This is a genomic window from Akkermansia muciniphila, from assembly GCF_040616545.1.
GTDB lineage: Bacteria > Verrucomicrobiota > Verrucomicrobiia > Verrucomicrobiales > Akkermansiaceae > Akkermansia > Akkermansia muciniphila_E.
In genome coordinates, this window is record NZ_CP156688.1 from 65,265 (window position 1) to 84,149 (window position 18,885).

Sequence of the window (18,885 nt, forward strand, 5' to 3'; positions counted from 1 at the left end):
ACAATAAAAAAGTTTACATCAAATCCAGGCGAACTCAATAGAAGAACTGTCCAGCCCCGCATTACTTTCCAAATGGGAAACAAATAATTACCCGGACGCGCCCATATCTTACTTTCGAGAAAATATTCCTCCTAAAAAACTCTCCAGACTTATTTTCTTCTTGCCAAAACGGAAGAGGGCGGCTAATGTCTGCCGCACCACAACATCAAATGGTGTCGGTAGTTCAATGGTAGAGCCCCAGATTGTGATTCTGGTTGTTGCGGGTTCGAGCCCCGTCCGACACCCCATCCCCTTTCCTTTCTAAAGAAGAGCACCTAGGTGCTCTTTTTTACTATCCAGCCCCCGTCACACATGCGCAATCCAGAATTCGTCAAAGCCGCTTTTTCCGCCATTGCACCGCGCTATGTGGCCACCAACCATGTGCTGAGCATGGGCGTGGACCTGCTGTGGCGCCGGCGCGTCGTCCAGCTCGTCTCCGAATGGAAGCCGGAACGCCTGCTGGACCTGGCGACGGGAACCGGAGACCTGGCCCTGGCCCTCCTGAACGCGATGCCGGAAATCCACCTGACCGGCTCCGACTTCTGCCAGCCCATGCTGGACGTGGCGGCCAAACGCGGGCTGGACAACCTGGTCTGCGCAGACGCCATGAACCTGCCCTTCCCCTCCGCCTCCTATGATGTGGTCACCGTCGCCTTCGGCCTGCGGAACATGGCCAGCTATCCAGACGCCCTGCGGGAAATGGCCCGCATGCTGCGGCCGGGGGGCCACCTGCTTATTCTGGACTTCTCCCTGCCTGAAAACCTGTTGAAAAGCCCTTACCGGTTCTACCTTCACCGTGTTCTTCCAGTCATCGCCGGCTGGATGACCGGCCACCGGGAGGCTTACAATTACCTGGCGGACAGCATTGAAGCCTTCCCCAGCGGACAGGCCATGAAGGATCTGCTCCGGGACTGCGGCTACCGCAACATCACGGCGGAACCTCTGAACGGAGGGATAGCCAGCATTTACACGGCCCAGAAATGAGTGCGGGAGACGCGAGAGAAGGCATCATACGCGGCAAGGCGTCGCGGGCCCGCCTGGGCGGCAAACTTGCCGGACTGTCCCTGCCCCGCCAGATTGCCGTCATTGCCTTCTGGCCTTTCCTGGAACAACTGCTGAGCTTCTTCGTCACCTCGTCCGACCTGTTCATCGCCACCAAAATAGGCGTGGACGCCCAGGACACCATCAACATTTCCGACGGCATGGGCGCCGTCGTCTTCCTCATGTGGTTCGGCTTCGTCATCCAGGGGTCCATCATGATGGGGGCCACGGCCATCGTCTCCCGCATGACGGGAGCCAGAGACTATCCCCAGGCGCAGCACGGCCTGCACCAGGCCGCCATGCTGGGGCTTCTTGCCGGCGTCATCTCCTGCGGCCTGCTCTTCGCGTGCAGCGGCTTCCTGGTCACCCATGTGCTGACCATGAATGAAGCCGCCCGGGCCTACGCGCTGCAATATGTCTATGTGGCCGCCTTCGCCGCCCCCTTCAGCGGCGTGGTTTTTGCCATTAATGCCGCCCTGCGCGGCTCCGGAGACACCCGGCTGCCCTTCTGGATTATGATGTGCGTGGGCATTCTCAACGTCATCTTCAGCGTCACCTTCGTCTTTGCGGACGCTCCGCTGGGCGGCTGGCGCATCGGAGGCATTGCGGCGGGAACGGTTTGCGGCTACGCCATCAGCATGTGCGCGCTCATCCTCATCATGCTGAGGCGCAAGAAGAAAATATTTGCAGGACGCCAAAACGACTCACTGGAGGAACTCGTCAGGGAGAACGGAGAGCACTACGCACCGCCCCTGTACCTTAACTTTTCCAACCTGTGGCCGGACATGGGCATGCAAAAGCGCATCCTGAAAATCGGCCTGCCGCAGGCCGTGGAAGTCTTCGGCATGTGGGGCATCCAGATGTTCTGCCTCTCCATCATCAGCGAGCTGCCCATCAAGGGCGTGCTGGGCGTCCACAACATCGCCGTCCGCATTGAATCGCTCAGCTTCCTTCCCGGATTCGCCATCGGCATGGCCGCCTCCACCCTGGTGGGACAATACCTGGGCGCCCGGAACGCGCTCATGGCCCGCATCACCATCTGGAAATGCATGCGGTACGCCATCATCTTCATGACCGGGCTTGGGGTGCTCTTTTGCGTTTTCCCCGCCCTCTTCATGGAGATATTCTCCAACGGGAACATGACCCTCATTGACACCGGCATACCCGTGCTGCGCACCATGCTGCTGGTGGAGCCTTTCTTCGCCGCCTGCATTGTGATGAAAATGTCCCTGCGCGGCGCAGGGGACACCCGGAGAGTCATGTTCATTTCCTACGGCATCATGGGCTTCTTCCGCGTCGTCTGCACCTGGGTGTGGTTCAAGCTTGCCCCGGAAACCATGACCCTCTGGGGCATCTGGCTGCTCTTCGCCTTTGAAATGGCCGTCCAGTCCGTCATTCTCTACAAAATCGTCAAGGGACGGAGCTGGACGAAACTGCAGGTCTGAGCCTTTTTCCGCCCTGCGCTGTCCTCCCTTCCGTTTGCAAATCCAAAACGTTTACCGCAGGATAAAAACTTTGCTTTTCCCTTCCAATTCTGCTAGCATTCGTCCACGTTGTTCTTCAACGGGCTCGTAGCTCAGCGGTTAGAGCAGGGGACTCATAATCCCTTGGTCGTAGGTTCGAACCCTACCGGGCCTACCAAAACAAATCCCTGCAAGTTAAACGCTTGCAGGGGTTTTCCATTGTTATGCTCAAGCGGAAAAAACCGCGGGCCGCTGCCGTCAGAACTGGTAACGGTAACCCAGATTGATTCCCCAGGGCATGGTGTATTTTTTACCGAAAGCGGCGTCATAGCTGAAGTGCAGCTGGTTGCGCGCATCCATCTGCCAGATGACGCCGGCGCCGCACCGGAAGACGGAGCCGTCCATGTTGGGCCGCCATTGGCCGTCCCCGGTGTTGACTCGGCCCCCGCTGCTGGCCTGATGGATGCCCTCCGCCGTCACGTAGGGCTGCAGCGCACCATGTTCCCTGACACTGAAGGTGCGGCCCAGGTTGACTCCGTAGCGGAAGTTCAGGACATCCGTGCCGCCCAGTTGCGTCTGGAAGGGATTGGCTCCCGTGGTGCAGTAGCCGGCTCCTTCCCCGTGGAAGTAATTAAGCTGGAGCTGCGGTTCAATGAACCAGTCATTCCTGAACCTGAACATTTTGCCCGCTTCTATGGAGGAGCCTACCGCCCACTGGGTGTAGTCCCCGCTGGTGCGGTTGAAGCTTTCATCGTAGGCCCTGAAGTCATGGTAAAAGTGCTGCGCCTTGATGACCAGGTCCACGTAGTAGCCGTGCCGGTTGATCCAGGTGCCGTAGCCGCCGAAGTAGAAGCTGTCCGTGTCCCCCTTGGCTCCCGGCGCCCGGAAGTCCTTGCGCGCGCCGCCGTACCCGGCAAAGAGCCCCGTGTACAGGCGGTTGGCCGGGTCCAGCTGCCAGCCCCGGTCCACCCCGATGTCGGAACCGTAAACGTAGTCGCGGTAGCTGGAGCCGGTGGCTCCGGAACCGACGTTGTACCGGCTGCCGTAGCTGCGGATCCAGAAGTTGTCCACCCAGTTGCCGCTCAGGGGGCCATTCATGCGCAGTTCCCCCATCCTCCGGGTCAGCGTATCCGTCTGGGTGAACCAGAGCAGGCTGATGTCCGAGATGCCCAGGATGCTCTTGCCGGTGTCGTTGACGTCGCCGGACGGGTCCTTGGAAGAGTCGTAGACCAGGAACCAGTCTTCCTTGTGGTTGCCTTCCGCGTCCCCGGCCTGGACCACCGCCTTTCTCATGCGCACGTCCGTGCTCCCGTGGAAGGATGTTTCTCCGTCCGCGTTCCCGGCGTTCGTTCCGTCCACGTCCACCAGCTTCAGGGAGAAGGTCCGGGCGTCCGTCAGGTCGGTCAGCGCGTCGCGCTTGATGATGATGTGGTAGGAGCCGGAGACGGACCCGCCCACCTTGATCATGTCCGTTTTCATGGCGGCCAGGCTGACGTTCATCCGGAAAGAGCCGGGAATGTCGCCGTCGTTGTCCATGTTTCCGGTAACGGTCAGCGTCTTGAAGCCGTCCGCGCCGCCGTCCATGAAGTCGATGACGCCGCTGCTCCGCAGGTTCGTCAGGGTGGAATCAGCCGTCATGTTCCAGGTGCTGGTGCCGTCCACGGCCAGGGAGGCCGGGTCAATCATGCCCGTCAGGGTGGTGCCGTCCGCCAGGCGCATGCTCACCGCGGATTCCGGGGCGGCATGCACGTCGCCCCGCACGTCCTTCACGTTGCTGAACACGGCGTTCAGGGAGCCGCTGCCCCTGGCGTCCAGCAGGCGCTGGCCGTCACGGCCCACCGTGTAGCCGGCCATGTTCCGGACATGGAGTTCTCCAGTGGCATCCTCCGCAGCAAAAAGGGTGTCTCCGCTGCTGCCGATGTTGCCGCCGTCCATGTTGACGCGGGAATCCCCCTTGATCGTGACGAGCGGCTTGTTGGCATGGGCGGAAGCGCCGTTCATGGTCAGCACGCCTTCTTCCACCGTAGTCCCCTGCTCGTGCAGGATGCGGCCGCCCTGGAGGGTCAGTTCCCCGGCGCCCGTTTTCACCATGGTTCCGGCCCCCAGCATATCCCCGCGGTAGGTGCTGTCCGCATCCGCCGCATTGCGGAGCCGGAGAACGCCTTCTCCGTTGAAGAGCACCTGCCCGGCGCCCGTGAGGCTGTTGACGTTCTGGTTGGTGCCGTTCATGTCGAACGTCGATCCGCTGCCCAGGACAAGCTGCCTGCTTTCCCCGATGATGTGGTCTGTGGCGGTCTCCGCCCGCAGCGTGGTCCCGTCCGTGACGGTGGTGATGCCGGTGAAGGTATTGCCGCTGTGGGAAAGGGAGATCACCTTGTTAATGTTTCCGGACGCGTGAACGGTCAAATGGCCGGTTCCGGCAAGGTGCGCGGAGAGGTCCGCCGCCGCGCCGGTGGCGTCTTCATTGTCCAGCACCAGGGTTTTGCCGTCCTGGATGTCCACCTGCGTCAGGATGTATCCCACATACAGGCCGTCCCTCTCCGCGCCTAGGCTGACGCCGTAGTTGTAATGCCCCGTCGCGACGACTTCGTCGCCATGCCGCAGGGAAACCGTCTGTTCGGTGGCGTCCATCGGCATCACGGCGCCGGAATCGCTGTCCACCACTTCCAGGGAAGCGGTACCCCCCTGCACCTGTCCCGCAGCGGTTTCCACCAGCTTGACGGGAGCCAGCTCCCTGCCGTCCGGGTCAAAGGCCATGGAGGGGTCTTCATGCGTCAGCAGGTTGGCCGTCGTGTCCACCGTCGTGTCAATGCCGGTCAGCAGGCCCGCATTCACCTTTACCGTTCCGCCCGCCACCGTCAGCGTGCCGTTGGAAGCCACCAGGGAAACGTGGTCCGCGGATAGTCCCGGATGGGCCCCCGTGTGCTGAACGCAGGAGAAGTCAAGCTCGCCCCCGCGGAGGGTCAGCCCACCCAGGGCGTTTTGACCGCTTCCCTGTCCCACGACGGCGTGGCTGCCGTCCGCCAGTTCCAGCGTGGCTTGGGCAAGGGCCTGCACGTTGCCGCTGCCCGGTCCGTCCAGCCTGAACGTGGCCGCCCCCAGCGTGACGGTGCCCGTGAAGTTCCGCCCCGTGTCGGCGGCATGGGATTCCCCGAAGGCGAATTCCTCTGTTTCAGAGAAAAGGTTGACCACCAGGTTCCCGGAGCCCGCCAGCGCATTGCGCCAGACATAAACGTTTCCTTCCGCCGGAACGGCACTGTGAAGGGTCAGGGTTCCGTTCAACAGAACGTCCGCGCTCTCGCCCAGATTGGCCGCCCGGGTAATGGAAACGGCGGCTCCCGCCTCCACGTTCCACAAGGCTCCGTTTTCTCCGTTAAATCCGGAATTGTCCCCGGAAAGGAGCACGTCCGCTCCGGAGAGCACGTTCACCCTTCCGGTTCCGCTGATATCTCCGGAAAGGCTGAGGGAAGAGCCCGCCACGTTCACTGTTCCGCCGTTGGCAATCCGGTTGACGAATTCTCCCGTAGCCTTTTTCCCCAGCGTCAGGACGCCGGAGGCCGTTTCCACGGCAATGTGCCCGGTTCCCAGCCCCAGCACGTGTTCCAGCCTGATTTCTCCGGCTTTGATGGAAGTAGAGCCCGTGCGGCTGTTTTCCGCATTTAAAACCACCGTTCCTTCTCCCTTCTTGACGAGTGTCCCGGCGTCCGTTCCATCGTCTGACAACCGGTTGGAAAGGTTCCATTCCGTGCCTTCCGAGGCGTCCAGCTCCAGAACGCCGCCGATGCTTACGGCAGCCTGTCCCAGCGTGCCGGAGCCGGCAGCCGTGAGGCGGGAGGACACGTCAATCGTGAAGGAAGAACCGGCCCCCAGCCGGGAGTTGTCTCCGGCCAGCGTCCATTCCGAATTCGTCAGACGAATGGCCGCGCTTTCCCCTTGAAGCGTTCCGCTCTGCGCGCCACGGCTGTTGACCAGGTCCAGGACGCCGCCGGGCTCGGAACCGAAGGTGACCGTATTGGACAGGTCGCCGGAGGAGGCACCCGTGATGGACAGTTCCCCGTCCAGCCGGATCGCGCCCGTTCCCAATCCCTTGAAGTCCGTCAGCCGGGCGGCGTTCCCCGCCTGGATGTCCACGGCGGCATTCAACTGGCCGTTGGCTCCGCGGACAACCGTCGTCGTTCCGTCACCGCCCAGGGTGAGGAGCCCCTGGCCCTCCAAAGCGTTTTCCCCTTCCAGGGAACCTCCTCCCAGCAGGGTAAGAGCGCTGTCCGCTGTCTCTCCCAAGTGCAGGGAGCTTCCGTTGGCGACAGTCATTTCTCCAGCGACGGTCAGAGCGCCGCCTTCCAGCAGAATGCTGCTGCCGTGGTCCACGGCCGCCGTTCCGCCCAGCGCGGCCTGGCCGCCCTGAAGGTTCATCAGGGCGTCATTGTCCAGCGCGGCGGCTCCCGTGAGAACAAGCCTGCCGGAAGCATTTCCCAGGTCCACCGTACTGCCGGAGAGGACGGCGGAGCCGCGCACTTCCAGCTGCCCCCCGTTCATCAGGAGTTCCGCCCCGGCTTCGGTCATGGTCAGGCCGCCGATGAAGTGGCTGTCCCCGGTCTGAGTCTTGCCGTTCATGTCTACCTTCGTTCCGGCGGCCAGTTCCAGCTCGCTGGTGTTGCCGAAGGCGTTGTCGGCGCCGTAGGTGACTTTTCCGCTGCTCACCAGGGTTTTGCCCGTATAGTTGTTGGCGGCGTTGGCGATGACGATGCCGTGCTCCCCGTCGTCAAAGGCGCGGAATTCAAAGCCTCCCCCCACGGAGGTCGCTCCGGCTTCCTCTCCCCTGGCGGTGCTGGTGAGCTGGGCGCCCATCACGTTGCTGCTTTCTGCGGTGTTGGCAAGCTGGTAGAGCGTTCCGGCCGTGTAGGAATTGATGCGGCTCAGGCCGTAGCCCAGGTAGATGCCGTTTTCTCCGGAATTCGGGGCGGCGTCCGTCTTCACCGTCATGATGTAGTCATACACGGCTTCGGCCACTTCCCGGCTGCCGGAGTCGGTCAGCTGCACGTATTGCCTGATGCCCGGATTCCCGGTGACGCTGCCGTCCTCATTGGTGAAGGAAAGCTGGGCGCCGTGGACGGGCAAAGCCGTGCCTTCAGCCCGCACCACCTGGTGCTGGTAGGCCTCCGCGTCGTGGTTGTCGTCAAAAAGAGTGCCTTTGGCGTCCGTTATGTGGATGGACTGGGGAATGCGCATGGCAACCGTTCCGCCGCCGTCCACATTCAGGTCATCCACGGTCAGCATGCCTGCCGGGGCGCCCTTGGCGTCCGTGCCCACCTTCAGAACGCCTCCGTTCATAGTCAACCCGCCTATCCTGTAATTGCCGTCGATGACGGTGGAGCCCCGGCCCGAACCGGAGGTGGAAAGTTCCAGCGTTCCATGTTGAAGGACTCCCCGGCCGGAAGCGTCTGCCGTGGAAAAGACGTACGTCCCATTCTTCATGTCCAGTGTTCCCGTAAAGGAATCCCCCGCAGGCAGCACACGGTCCGCATCAAAGAAGAACCGGCTCTCCTGCGTGCCCAGCACGGCATGAAGAATGCCGTTTCCGGACAGCTTGTTGGCAAACAGCAGGTCCGCGTCCTCTGCATTCGTTCCGGAAAGGGTCAGCTCCCCTCCGTTCAGGAAAATGGAGCTTCCCGTGCCGAGATTGTTGAGGACATGGTCCGGAGAAGCCGCGTCCCGGAGCGTGCCGGCGGCGAGGGCCTCGCCCGTAATTTCCCAGGTGCCCGCAAACGCGCTGTTGTCCGCGTCCAGCGTTACCCCGCGGCCGCTGACCAGGACCGTTTCCGCAGCGGTTCCGGCCAGGCGGTTGAAAAAGGTTTTGTCGGAAAAGGCCAGTTCCAGCAGGCTTCCGTCCTGCAGGGTCACCAGTCCGGCGCCCAGGCCGCGCTCCCCGCCCTCCCCAAGCACCACTCTGGTGCCGGAAGCGCGGCGCAATGCCCCGCTACCCGTGATCACGGTACCGCCCGCATACGTATTTTCCCGGCGGATGTTCAGCGTGCCTCCTCCGGTGACGGCCAGAAGTCCCTGGCCGCTGATGGTTCCGCCCGCCGTAACGGTGCGGCCGTTCGTATCCAGAATGCCCTGCTCCCGTCCCAGGGAAATGGCGTTGGACCACTGGAGGTCATTCAACGCGCGGATGGTCCCGGAACGGCCTCCCATGCTGATCAGGGCGTTCCCGGCGGAGGCGTCCTGCCCCAGCTCCAGAACGGCCCCGTCATGCAGGTTGACCTGCCGGAAGAAATGGTTGCCGCCCAGCAGCGCCAGCGTTCCGTCCACAACGGAAACGGTTCCTGCGAACGTGTGGTTACGTTCCGAGACGAGCCTTCCCGGTCCCAGCTTTTCCCACGTTCCGGCAGCGGACCCGGCCACCATGTTGTCCAGGGTTCCGGCCGCATTGACTTGCAGCAGCCCTTCCACGGCAATGGCGCCGGCGGAATCCCCCTTGCCCAGGGCATTTGCATGGGTCAGCAGGAGGGTGGCATCCCGGCCTACCGCCGTCTCCGCCTGCACGGAGTCATTGGCCCCGGAAATGGTCAGCGTGCCCAGGTTCAGATGAAGCGTCCCGGCTCCGGCAAGCGCGCCGTCCCCGGCGATGCTGCCGCCCCCGGCAACGGACGGCGTGCCGTCATCTGCATTCGCGCCGATGGTCAGAATGCCTTCCCCGCCGTTTGCAGTTCCCAGGAAAATGCCGCCCCCGTGGCCGATGCTGACGCCTCCCGTGTAAGCCGCATGGCCGTTCAGGTCAAGCACGGCATTCGCGGAATCCGCGATGAGCAGGGAAGTGTGACGTCCGGCGCCTCCCAGGGCGGAATCGCCGCCCAGGACCAGCCTGGTTCCAACCTCGATCGTCGTCGTTCCCGTATAGCTGTTGGTCCCGCTCAGCAGGATGCCGCGTCCTCCGGCGGCATCCTTGAAACTGACATGGCCGGACCCCGCCCTGTCCGCCCCGGCGGGGTCATTCCCGTCTGCCAGCAGGGATTCCAGGGTATAATCCGTCAGCGCAACGCTCAGTTCACGGGAAGCGTCGTCCGCATTCAGCACTACCGACAGGGTGCGTCCATCATAAATTTCCACCCGGGAAAGTTCCCGGTAGGCCACCAGGCGCGTTCCATCCTCCGTTCCCGCCGACCATGCAGTGACGCCACGGGCGATTTCCGCGCCGCCCTGCACGATTCCCTGCCGTACCGCCTGGAGATCCGCCTGGGTTTTCCCGCCCAGGCGCACGCCGGACAGGGTCCACAACCCGGCTCCGCTGACGGCAGTTCCGCTTTCGGCAAGCAGTACGGTGCCCGGTCCGTCAAAGAAGGACAGCCTCCCTCCGTCGTAAACGGCATGTTCGCTGAGATTCAGGTTAAAATCCGTATTCCCCGTCAGGGTGATGGAGCCGGCCTGCAGCCAGGCGGACGCTTCGTTGTCCGCATCCAGGGTCCAGTTCATTTCCCCTCCGGCAAAATTCACGGTTCCCTCCAGCGTTCTGGCGCGCAGGGCCGGGTCTGCCTGGGCTACGGCCTGAAGGGACCCCACGCTCCCGGCGGCGGTCTTCAGATGGGAGACGCCGTCCCCGTTCATGAACCATTCCATTTGTTCGTCAACCACATAGGCCGTACTCCGCATTTCCACGGTTCCGGTGAATCCTTTTCCCAGGTCTGCGGCACGGCTACCGAAGGAGAATTGCAGCGGACTGCCATCTTCCGGGAGGCGGTCTTCCGAAAGGTCGATGACCAGGGTTCCTTCTCCCAGGATGTCGTTCGCAAGAGTATAGGGGGCGTCCTGGCTGCCGATGTAGAACATGGCCCCCCCGTTGATGCGGACGGAACCGTTCAGCGCCCCTTCTCCGGTGATTTTAAGGGTGCCGTTTTCCACGACGCTGCCGCCGGTATATTCCTGCGCGCCAGTCACCAGCAATGTTCCGGTTCCCCGCTGGATAAGGCTGCCTCCCCCTGCCGCCGTTCCCTCGTAATGGACATCGTCGCTGCGGTTGAAGGCCAGGGCCGCTCCCGAAGCCACGGTGAGTGAAAGGGAGGAATCAGCCATGGACAGGATGGAGCCGGTCCGGCCTCCGTTCCCCACCTGAAGCGTCCCTTCCCGGACGGAAGTGCCGCCGCGGTAGGTATTCTCTCCGGTAAGAACCAGCGTGCCTTCTCCCGTTTTTTCCATAGTTTCGCCGCTGATGATTCCCTGCTGGACGGCCGCCTTTCCTTCGTCCACGTTCAGCAGGCCGCTGCCGTTGATGGAGACGTCATTCCCCAGCTCAATGCCCTGGCCGTAATCCAGAACAGTGCCGTCATTCATCGCCAGGGCGCCGCTTCCCAGGGCCTGGCCGTGGGCCAAGGTGAGCGTTCCTTCTTCCAGGATGCTCCCGCCCGTAAAAGCGCTGCTCCCGGACAGGACAAGCCTACCCGTTCCCCGCTTGACGAGGGTTCCCTGTCCGCTGACGCTTCCGGCATAATCCATGCGGTCGCTGTGATTGAATACGAATTGCGTTCCTTCTGCCAGGCTGGCGCCTGCCGCGAAACCGACCCCTGTTCCGCCGTTGCCCAGCTGCAGAACGCCTTCCCTCACCTCCGCCCCTCCGGTAAAGCTGTTCCGTCCGGTCAGGATCAGGGAGCCTCCTCCGGTCTTGACCAGCCTGCCCTCTCCGGACATGACGCCGGCCAGCACGGCATCCGTGGCGGAAGAACCGCCGTCCGCCGTCTGAACGGTCAATGCCGTTCCGGCGGACAGGGAAAAATTGTTCAGCACTCCGGTCAGGCTGCGGTCAATCCGCAGGGTGGAATCCCCCAGGACCTCAATGGCGCTGTCGGCATTACCCAGGGAGGAATTCCGGGAAATGGCCAGTATTCCTCCTGCCATTTCCGTTCCCCCGGAGTAGTTGTTGTCTGCCGACAGCACCAAGGTCCCGCTGTTCAGGCGGACTCCCCGGGACAGCGTATTGTCCAGTGTGCTACGCCATTCCAGGAGTCCCAACCCTCCCTTAGTTATATTGCCGTCACAGGAGAAATGATGGCCGTCGCCGATGATGAGCGAGGCTGAAGAAGCTACCGTGATCACCACGTCTCCGTCAATGCGGCTGGAATGGCCGCCGCGGTGGTCCAGCAAAAGCGAATGGGAGCCCTCGATGGCGACGTTTCCGCTCATGGCGATTTCATTGCTGAGCGTCCGGTCCTGCCGCCAGGCTTCCAGCGCGCCGCCGCGGAGCGTCAGAACGCCCGTGCCTACGGCTCCGGAAGAAACGCTCTGGTTGGTCAGGCGTTCGTCCTGGTTGATCCGCAGCGTGCCCTCATTCAGGAGGAATCCCCCGCTGAAGGTGCTGTTGCCGCTCAGCGTCAGGACGCCGGCTCCGTTCTTGCTGATCCTGTAGGTGGAATCACTGTCGTGGAAAACGGTCCCGTTGATCTCCAGGTCCGCCCCCTCTTCGTTGGAAATCTTCAAATGGCTGTCCAGGCGGACATTCGTGGAAATAAGGGCGTCTGAATTACCCGTCATTTCAATCCCGGCGTCAAATCCGGATTCCGGCGTCTGGGCCAGCACCAGAGTGATGCCGCCTGCGGCGCCCCTGATTTCAAACTGCTGGTTCCGCGTGCCGCTGAATTTCAGGTCGCCCACGGTCCGGTCCGCCGTCAGCACGGCGACGGTGCTGGAATCAAGCGCTTCATTGCCGAACGTGACGGAAGCGTTGATGATGTTCGGCACCTGGCCGTCCTTCCAGTCCCCCTGGTCGTCCCAGGAACTGCCCCGCGCGCCCGTCCAGACGTACGTGGCGGCATACGGCAGAATCTCGTAATGCCCGTCCACCCAGACAATCCGGGCCCCGGTGCTGTATCCTTCAAAGGAAATGTTGCCGATGTACTTGGGGCTGTCCGCGCCGTAGCCGGTCAGCAGGAACTGACTTCTCCCGCCGCCGGCGATGTTGCCCTTCCAGCCCTTGATGATGAGCGTGCCGTTTTCATCCCAGGCGCCCAGGCGCCCCGCCTCCATCACCACGTTGCCGGAGGCGGCCGTGCCGCCGAAGTCCAGCGTGGACAGGGAGGAACTGCCCAGAGACAGGGTGCTCCCCGTTCCCAGGGACTGGCTCATCCTGTTCAAGGCCAGCGTTCCGCCGTTGAACGTCATGTCCGTCACGGACCCCAGCGCCTTTTCCAGGGCCAGGTTCAGCGTGCCTGAAAGCAGCGTGACGTTCCCGCCTATGTAGGCCCTGAGCGTGACATTCCTGTCACCGGCGTCGACGACGATCCGGCTGCCGCCGCTTGCGGAAATCATGCCTTGCCCGGCTTGTCCGTTCCTGCCTGCCAGGGTCTGGTCAAAGGCCGTTCCGTCTCCCTTGCGGCCCAGCAGGAGGCTGCCGCCGCCGGTGACTTCAAACGTGCCGCGCGCCATTTCAAAAAGGCCGTCTTCCAGATAGACGTTCTTCTTCTGGCCGCCCGTGCGCACCAGCAGAAGCCCGTTGAGGCCGTCCAGCAGGATTTCCCCCTGGCCGAAGGGGGTGACGCGGCTGCCGTCCGCCATGGCGCCGATGACCATATCCTTGTCACCCAGCGTGGTAGTGACCAGGCCGTAATTGCCGATGACCAGCGCGTAATGGCTGCTGTCCGGATCATAGCCCGTGCCGAGGAAGCGGCTGCCGTGGCCGTCATCCGTATCACCGGAAAAAGTCTTGGTGCCCAGCAGCTCCAGTTCTCCTCCCTGGCCGTCCAGCCATGCCTTGTAATTGGTGGAATTGCCGTCCGCCAGAATGCCGCCGTTGGTCAGGTCATGCGTCTCCGCGAAGGAAACGATCACGCTGTTGTAAATCTTGCTGTTCCAGGCGGTTTCCGTACTGTTGACCGTGAATTTCCGCTGGTTGTAGGAAAGCCCGGCGTTCAGGTCGGAGGCTCCCGCGCCGTTCAGGTTCAGGGTGATTACTCCTCCCGGCTGTTCTGCTCCGGCAACGCCTCCTTCCTCCACCAGGGAGGAGAAGATCAGCCCTGCATGGAAACGGAACAGGTTGCCGAGCGTACGCACCGACCGGCCCGCTTCCCCCGAGTAAGCCTGAAGGTAGGACTGTGAAGCCGCCGTGGCGCTGGTCCACGCGTAAACGCCTATGGCCTGGTCCCCGAGCACGTTGTCGGCGCCGACGGACACGCGCCCCTCCAGGTTGTTGTAATCGTAGTCCTTTACTCCGATGTTGAATTCCTTGAACACGTTGTCCGGATTGGAGAAGCGGACGAACTCGGTACCCCGCACCGCGACGGCCGCCTGGGAGGCGTCCACGCGGGAATTGACGACCAGCATGGTGGGGTACTGGCCCCCGGCGTAATACTGCCCCGTGTACAGGAGCCTGTCCGTGGAGCCGAAATCCAGGGAGTTGGCGGAATCCAGCGTCAGGGAGCCCTTGCCGCCCATGAATCTCAACTCTTCCGAGGACCCCAGTTCAATATTGTTGTGAAGGACGTAATGGACGGCGGTATTGGTTTCAGGCGAATAAACGCCCAGGCTGTGGTACCGCCCGTTGCCCAAAAAGATGGTTCCCGTGCCCAGGGGGCCGGACTTGATGCCCGCTTCCGGATGGGCCGGATCATTCAGGATGCTGCTGGAACCTACCTTGAGCGTGACTGTCCCGCCTCCCGTCGCGGTAATGCCGCCGGAAAAAGTGTTCTGCCCCAGGAAAACGCCCGTAAGGGAAGTAGTGGACGTGGTTTTGAACTCCAGCATGGAGGGGACGTTCCCGTCCGCGTCCGCAACCGTGTAATTCTCCCCGAAGGTCAGCGTGGCGCCGGAATCGGTGGAAACCGTCTGGCGCGGGCCGTACAGAAAGCCGTCCACATCGGAAGCGTCGGCATCGTTGAACGTGATGTTGCCGATGAGAATCCAGGACTTGCCGTCATCGCCGTTCGTGGCTTTCAGATGGAGGTCGTTTCCTACCGTCCGGATGGTATAGCCGGTGAGGTCCTTGCCTCCGAAGCGGCCTTCTCCGTCCACGGTATAGGCCCCCGCCCCCAGCGCATGGTCATGCGTGATCTCCAGCCTTCCACCCCTCTGGATGACGCCCCCGGTAAACGTGTTGTCCCCCTGGAGGCTGATGGTGTTCAAGGTCCCCTTGGAAGCGCTCCCCTCCAGAATCAAGGCGCCGGAAGAGCCGTCGGCCGCGTTGCCGATGCGGCCGCTCAACACAAGCGTCTGGTTGTAGGCGCTGTGGCTGACCAGCAGCCCGCCGGGGGAGATGACCATATCGGCCCGGATGTCGGGAGACATGGCTCCGGCCATGAAAATCTTGGCGGGAGCGTTCCCCTGGCCTTCCCATGTCAGCACCCCCCGTTGACCGTCGGAAGAGGAATCAATGAAAAAACTGGTGGATTTGGCGCCTTCAAAATTAATCTGGGAAAGAGTGATATCCTCTGTCAGCAGAATCGTCTTCTGGTCCAGGTCCGCATCCTGGTCCCGGAAAATGGCGATGTTGCCGCGGGTGACCGGCACCTTGCCGCCGAACCAGTTGGCGGTGAGCGACCAGGACCGGCTGTCCGCCCCCCCGCCTCCGGTCCATTCAAAAGCGGCGTCCCCGTTCGGAAGCAATTCCCATTTCTTCAAGTCTTCATGGTAATAAAGCTCCGCCCCGCGGGTATACCCGGTAAAAGCCACCTGGTTAAGCTGGTCCGCCGTCAGGGCGTTTGCCGTCAAAAACCAGACATGTTCCGATGAAACGTCCGGACTGCCCGGCGTATTCCAAGTGCCGGAAGCGTTTTCTATATTGACCAGGTAGGGCAGTCCGCCGTTGGTACCCCAGTAGCCGACCTTGCTGAAGGTCAATTCCCCGCCTGAACCCAGCTCCATGGTCGCGGCGCCGTTGACGGTCAGCGTGCCGAACGCATTGCTGACTCCCTTCGAGCTGATGATGGAGCCCCCGTACAAATCCAGACTGGAGTATTCCCCTGCACGGAGGCCCTGAATCTGGTTGTCCCGTGTCAGGGCGAGCCGTCCGCTGGAAAGCCTTACATTGGAGGCACTGACATGGCTGATCGTTTCCTCCAACGTGGAGGTGTACCCTGTACCGTTGATCATCAACCTTAAAAGACCGTCCAAACTGGCTTCGCCGCCGTTCAGGGAGCGGACGGAGACGTCCCCTTCCACGGAACCCGAATCATGGCGGTCCATGCTCAGGATCAGGGAGGAGGACCCGCTGTTGAGAAAGTCAACCTGCCCTATCTTCAAGACCTGCCTGCCGTAGGAATTGATAGTCACGGAACCTCCAAAATTGACGTCGGTCAGCCGGACCTCCTGCGACTTCCCTTGCAGCCACAGGGTGCCGCCGTTTCCGGAAATGTTGACGCCGTTCCGGAAATCCACGATTGTCTGTTCACCGCCCCGGATGTAAAAATTGCCGCTGCCCGCAAAGGTGATGTCGCCCGTGCCGGCGTAATTGGCATTCTGCTCACGTTCCCCGAACACCATGTAATTCAATCCCTCGCCGTCCGTGCCGGTGGCGTCCGCCGCGTACAGCGTATTGCCGTTCAGGGTCAGGCCGCCGCTGAAACTGTTGTTACCGGAAAAATTGTAAATGCTCACCACTCCTCCCGTGGGCGGCCCCAGCACCAGTCCCCCTGCGCCCTGAAGGTCGCGGCCTTCCCGGAAATACAGGCTGCCGGCGCCTGAAATAGTAAACATGCGGTCGAGATGGACCACATCCTTGACGGAGTTACCGGAAGCGGTGAACGCTACCATCCCCTGGGCAAGACGAAAATCATTCTGGATGACAAGCTGGTTGCGGAGTTCCGCGGAATTGCCGTTGCGGCCCAGTGCTCCGCCCTTGATGATCAGGGAACCGGTGCCCAGCACGCCGTTATCCGTCAGCATCAGGGTTCCGGACTCCAGAATGACGTTCCCGCGGTATTCCGTGTTACCCTTCTTCCGGATTTCCAAAATGCCGGATTCCCCTGTGATCACCAGGTCTCCGTCCCCCTGCAGGGCGCCGAATAGCTGCATTTTGCCGTTCTTGCCGATGAATTTCAGGCCGTTTTCCCCGATCAGGATGTTGTTGGAAATGCTGTAAGTATTGTTTTGAGTTCCCACGTACAGTTCCGCCTGGCTCCCGTTGTTGTCAAAAAACAGAACGTCGTTCCCGCTGAGGGAAAAGGACCCGGCCACGTCGTCCGCAATGGTCATCTTGCCGACTACGAACTGTCCCGACGGGGAGTTCAGCTTAATTCCCTTGCCCCGCAAATGGGGATCAAGATTGGCAAACACCATCTCCGCCCCCGCTCCGGCAGGCGCGCGGTTGGCGTCCCAGTTCCCGCCGAAAAGGGCATTCGTATTGGTGGACTTGCTGACGCCTTCCCCCAGGTAGGCCTGTCCGGTCCATGTATAAACTCCCCCCGTATTCACGGAGGCGGGGCGCAGCTCATACGCATCTCCCCGCGCGGCAACCTCAAGCCCCATTTCATCATTGTAGCCCAGGAAGTGGACCCGGGAAAACCAGGATTCCCCGCTGACGTCATGGTTGAAAAGAAGCTGGTCGTGCCCGTCCTGCCAGCCTTCCAGCGCCAGGTGTCCGGCGCCTCCGGAAAGGCTGTTGCCGGTAAAGTGCAGAATGCCGCCGCCCGAATCCGTTCCGTTGCTCAGCACGATGGTGGACCTGTCCGCCCAGACGGTGCTGGAAGTCCAGGACAAATCGGAAAAGGAGGCTGAAAATCCCCGCGTGTCCAGTGTGGAGGTTTTCCCCAGGGAAAGAGACGGTTCTCCCCCCAGCTGTCCATCCGCGCCCAGCATCAATGTGGAATGGTCGGAAACGGAGGCTTTCGCGGCAAACAGGCCGCCCAGGGAAGAATCCAGCGTGACGGAGTCTCCGGAAAGCTCTTGGAAGCCGAACGTCAGCTCGCCAAACGAGCCTTGCAGGCCGGAACCGTACAGGGTGGCGGAGGAACCGAACTGGACGTTGGGAAGATGGGAGGCAATCCCCCCGTCAATATGCACGTCTCCCCGCAGGATGAACAGGGTGGGAGTGGTTCCGTCAGTTCCGCCGTCCAGTTCCGCGCCTTCTTCCAGGTGCACGAAGGCGCGGTTCATCAGCTCAAAAACGCCGCCGCGGTCCAGGCGGATTCTTCCCCTGACATACACGTCACGCCCGGCATCCGGTGAAAGTTCCAGCCTGCTGTTCTCCCCGATGATGGAAAGGGTTCCGGTTCCCAGCGGCAGGGCTTCCCCGTTCTCCGCAGGACCGCCCAGCACATAATCCGCCCCCCTGGCGGTAACGGCCGCGACGCCGTCCCGGACGGAAAAGGAACCGAACGCATGGCCGGTCCCCTGAATTTCAAAACGTCCCAACCCGGACTTGGTGAATCCGCCCGTCCCGGCCGTGGCTACGGTGCTGCCGAATATGAGGCTGGTATTCAGCTCGGTATCAATGCTCCTGTCGCCGTTCAAATCAATGGTCACCTGGTTGCGGGGAGCCAGCGTAATGGCATGCTGCCCGGTGATATTCAAATTGGTGTTCAGCCAGGAAAAATCGTTGGTCAGGACCAGGTCTTTCGTAAGCGCCTGCAGGGAAACGACCTGGTTGCGGAGACCTTCGTCGCCCAGAATCAACACAGCCCCGCCCAGGGACTTGTCGCTTCCCAGATGAAGGGAGCCTTCCCGGACATGGACCTGGTCAATATAGCGGTTGTCCGCAGCCAGCGCGAGAGTGCCTGCACCGTCTTTGGTCAGCGTATTGATATACGAGGCCTCTTTGCGCATTTCCACGCGGGTGCCGGCGTCCGCATCCACGTTCAGATTATGGTAAAGGTTGGAATACGTGCCGTTGAAAATGACGTTGGAGCGTTTGGAGATGATGGTGAAATCCTGGTCGGTGGAAACGGGAACGTTCAGGTTCAGCGTCATATTGCCGTTCAGGGACATGCCGGGATTTTCCTTGCCGAAGTAAATTCTCGCCCCACTCCCCGTCAGCGTCAGCATCTTCTGGTCGTCTGCCGTGCTGACCAGCTGGTTCAGGTAAACGCTGCCGTTCAACGTGATGGTGGTAGCGGCGGACAAAAGCGCGTTGTTGAAAACAACGGTATCATACCGGGCGTAATTCAGGCCCGGCGCTTCAGCGGGATTCCAGTTGGAAGCCTCCTGCCAGGAAGCGCTGGAGGAAGTGGAGGACCAGGTGAATTCATCGGCACGGGAAGCCGCGGCCATGGCGGCCAGCAGCAATGAGGCAAGAAAAAGCGGCAATCTCAATTTCATAAGGGGAATGGGGTATGTGTTTAAAATGGGATAGGGGATTTTTAAAAGCAGGGAGAGAGAAACGGCCTTCGCCGGGAGCAAATGCCAGTACGCGGATTTGAGCGCATGC

Annotated in this window: 3 protein-coding genes and 2 tRNA genes; 4 read left to right on the forward strand and 1 reads right to left on the reverse strand. The window is 61.7% G+C overall.

Translation table 11 applies throughout. From position 1 onward, the window contains the following. Window positions 1-212: 212 nt before the first annotated feature. The 4 genes from ABGM91_RS00260 to ABGM91_RS00275 all read left to right on the forward strand — a co-directional run bounded on the left by ABGM91_RS00260 (window position 213) and on the right by ABGM91_RS00275 (window position 2,721). Window positions 213-287: transfer RNA gene (locus tag ABGM91_RS00260), tRNA-His, on the forward strand. A 64-nt stretch (window positions 288-351) separates the two neighbouring features. Beyond that, window positions 352-1,023: a ubiquinone/menaquinone biosynthesis methyltransferase gene (locus tag ABGM91_RS00265; protein ID WP_354832810.1), complete on the forward strand. Its 672-nt coding sequence runs from the start codon at window positions 352-354 to the stop codon at window positions 1,021-1,023. After that, window positions 1,020-2,525, forward strand: coding sequence for an MATE family efflux transporter (locus ABGM91_RS00270; RefSeq protein WP_215428385.1), 1,506 nt, complete (start codon window positions 1,020-1,022; stop codon window positions 2,523-2,525). Before ABGM91_RS00265 ends, ABGM91_RS00270 begins: the two co-directional genes overlap by 4 nt. Window positions 2,526-2,645: 120 nt before the next feature. Next, window positions 2,646-2,721, forward strand: a tRNA-Ile gene (locus ABGM91_RS00275). A gap of 80 nt (window positions 2,722-2,801) precedes the next feature. Here ABGM91_RS00275 and ABGM91_RS00280 read toward each other — a convergent pair. Further along, window positions 2,802-18,776: an autotransporter outer membrane beta-barrel domain-containing protein gene (locus ABGM91_RS00280; protein WP_354832812.1), complete on the reverse strand. Its 15,975-nt coding sequence runs from the start codon at window positions 18,774-18,776 to the stop codon at window positions 2,802-2,804. Window positions 18,777-18,885 lie beyond the last annotated feature (109 nt).

Coding starts and splice junctions, on each gene's coding strand:
- ABGM91_RS00265 (WP_354832810.1), top strand. CDS start 352: ATGCGCAATCCAGAATTCGTCAAAGCCGCTTTTTCCGCCATTGCACCG.
- ABGM91_RS00270 (WP_215428385.1), top strand. CDS start 1,020: ATGAGTGCGGGAGACGCGAGAGAAGGCATCATACGCGGCAAGGCGTCG.
- ABGM91_RS00280 (WP_354832812.1), bottom strand. CDS start 18,776: ATGAAATTGAGATTGCCGCTTTTTCTTGCCTCATTGCTGCTGGCCGCC.